Below are 2,529 nucleotides of genomic sequence, written 5' to 3'. Positions count from 1 at the left end.
GGCCCGCCCGGCCCTGCCCGGCCGGCCCTGCCCGGCCGGCCCTGCCCGGTCCGATCCGCGCCTGCCAGGCGATGGGTCCAGGTGAGCGAGATGAAGCCTCTGGATGTCCGGGCGTCCGGCCTTCCAGGTGCCTTTTCCGTGTGCCGTGTTCTTCTGCGTGTCGCGCTTGTCGGGCCTCGCTGGCATCCACCGCTTGAGAAGCACTGACGTGCCTGTGCCGATGAGATCCGCGTCTCAGTCGATGCCGTCCGGAAGCGGCCACGGAAAAAGTCGCTTTCGGGGGTTTATGGGCGACTTGTCTGATGTAGGGGCGCGCAGTGCGGTCGAGGGGGATTGCTGTCCGGGAAACGGCGCGGGGCCTCGCGTGAATGGCGTTGCCCGCGTCACGCGGGGGAAGAGGCACAGGTGGGAACGCTGGAACGGCCATCCAGGGGTAGTCGAACGGCGGGAAACGGCACCTCGGTTCGGGTGGCAAGCGAGCCCAGAAGTGCCGGGACGCTACTCCGGGACCGAGAGCCAGGACCGCACGACAGGCATACCGAGCCATCCGGAACTGGCCGACGCGGACGGGGCGGACACAGTTGGGTGGACCATTGCTGCATTCCACCTCATACGATGCCGATGTTGGCTAGCGTCATCGGTCGACAAGCAGACTCGACCGTTCGGTGAAGACCAGCCATCCAGGCCCGAGCAGGGAGAGTTCACAGGGGAGGTGAGCGGTCCGGCCCTCGCGAAGGGCGACGTCAAGGCCGGCATCGTGACCGGCCCGCGATCTGTCGGTGTCCGTCCACGCCTGTGATGGGTCCACTCTGCGGTCTATTGATCTTGTAGCCGCCGGCGCAGTGGTCAGCTGGGAGCCGTGGCCCAGCACCGCGCCGCCGCCCGGTGGGTTCATCCCGAAGGCGATCTCGAACGCTGACTGGCCGCGAGACCACTCGTCCCACGGTAAGTCCTGACCGGGGAGGTGAGTACACCGGTGACCACAGCGGAGCAACCGTCCGGGGCCGACACGACTCCGGGCCGTACGAGCATCATCAATCAGATCTGTCTGACCTGCCGGGGCGGGCGGGCGGTGTTCGAGCTCCGAGCCGCCGATCAGGGCGGGACCGCACCGCATCTGGAGCCCTGCCGCCACTGCGCGGGCAAGGGTCGGCACGTCGGCCTCGTCCCGCCGGTGTGATCTAGAACCAGAAATCCGGCCCGGGCTCACGCGCCATCAGCGGACAGCCCGGCGGCCAGGCTGATCGGCCCCCGACATCCGGCCGCCGGGTAGCACGGACAAGTGCCGGGAAGCCGCCGGCAGCCGAACCTGGGCCCGTGCGCCCGGCGGGGCAGCTTCGCCCCTCACGCCGCTGATGCGGCCGCGCCCGAGCCGGGGCGGCTGCCCCGGCCGCGTCACTCCTCGCCGGAGAACCGCTCCCAAGCGGACTGGCGGGTGATCCCAAGAGCTTCCCCGATCCTGGTCCAGGTGACGCCGCGCCGGCGCAGTTCCTGTACCCACGAGCGCAGGTCGGCCTCGGCCTGCTCGATGTGCGCGGCGACGCGCGGAATGTGGCTCAGCATCTCGTCGCCTGTCATCGACTCCCAAACCGGCGTGCGCGGTCGAGCGGGGCTGCCGATGGTCCCGTCGATGATCGACGCGGCCAGAGCCACGCACTCGTTGCAGATGTACACGCCAGGGCCGGCGACCAACTTCTCGACCTTGGTATCCGGCTGGCCACAGAAGGAACAATGAGCAATCTCGTCCAGGGCGTCGGTCGATGTCACAGCGCACTCCCGGGGTGTCAGGTCTACCCTGACACCTTAGGTTGTCAGGGTAGACCTGACAAGTCGCCGGCGTGTGTGTTGCGCGCGGCTGACCATGGACAGCCCGCGTACGCGGGCCGCAGGGCAGCCAGGCCGCCTTGATCGACCGCGGGGAGGGGAGGGTCGTATCGGTCGTGTTCGTGTTCGTGTTCGTGATCGACCGGTGGCCTAATCGGCGCTGGATGCTCGGCGGCGGTCGACCGGAGATGAGCCACGCCGCGTGGGTATGGCGCAGGGCGTGGATGCGCAGTCCCGACGGGAGGCCGGCCTGGCGACGGAGGACTTCCGCACCCGGCTGTAGAAATCGGAGTGCTGGAGACCGGCCATCGGACGGGGTGGGCGGCCATCCTCGACGAGCTTCTTGTAGACCTCTGCTCGGCGCGGCTGGCGAACTTCTCGCTGACCAACCGGTTCTACCCAGCCCATAAGGCCAGGCAGAACGGCCGCCGCTTTGGGGTGAGTGACGGGATTTGAACCCGCGACACCCGGGACCACAACCCGGTGCTCTGCCAACTGAGCTACACCCACCATGCCGGTATCAACCGGGCCCGGCCGCAACCGGGCTGAGCCATCGTACCGGTTGAACGCGCCACCGTGACGCCCGGGGTGCGTTCGACGGTGAAAAAATGCCGATCGGCGTTGATCGGTTGGGCGGCGTTGCGGCGTTGCTGCGTTCGTGCCACCTGACCTCCGGCGCCGCCGGAAGGTCAGGAGGCGCGGATC

At 68.5% G+C, this 2,529-nt stretch carries 2 protein-coding genes and 1 tRNA gene; 1 reads left to right on the top strand and 2 read right to left on the bottom strand.

Annotation, left to right across the window (positions count from 1 at the left end):
- The first annotated feature begins 976 nt into the window (after positions 1-976).
- Complete coding sequence (locus FREUN1FDRAFT_RS38800; RefSeq protein ID WP_006545923.1) at positions 977-1,180, top strand: hypothetical protein; 204 nt, start codon at positions 977-979, stop codon at positions 1,178-1,180.
- 215 nt (positions 1,181-1,395) lie between these two features.
- Here the strand turns inward: FREUN1FDRAFT_RS38800 and FREUN1FDRAFT_RS47615 are convergent, their stop codons facing one another.
- Both FREUN1FDRAFT_RS47615 and FREUN1FDRAFT_RS38790 read right to left on the bottom strand, forming a co-directional pair.
- On the bottom strand, positions 1,396-1,767 hold the full coding sequence (locus FREUN1FDRAFT_RS47615; protein WP_006545922.1) for a ClpX C4-type zinc finger protein: 372 nt from the start codon (positions 1,765-1,767) through the stop codon (positions 1,396-1,398).
- A gap of 491 nt (positions 1,768-2,258) precedes the next feature.
- Positions 2,259-2,334 (bottom strand) — tRNA-His (locus FREUN1FDRAFT_RS38790).
- Positions 2,335-2,529 lie beyond the last annotated feature (195 nt).

The sequence above is a fragment of the Parafrankia sp. EUN1f genome, from assembly GCF_000177675.1.
GTDB lineage: Bacteria > Actinomycetota > Actinomycetes > Frankiales > Frankiaceae > Parafrankia.
Note: the sequence above shows the minus strand (reverse complement) of the source record. Positions and strands in the feature narration are given on the sequence as shown.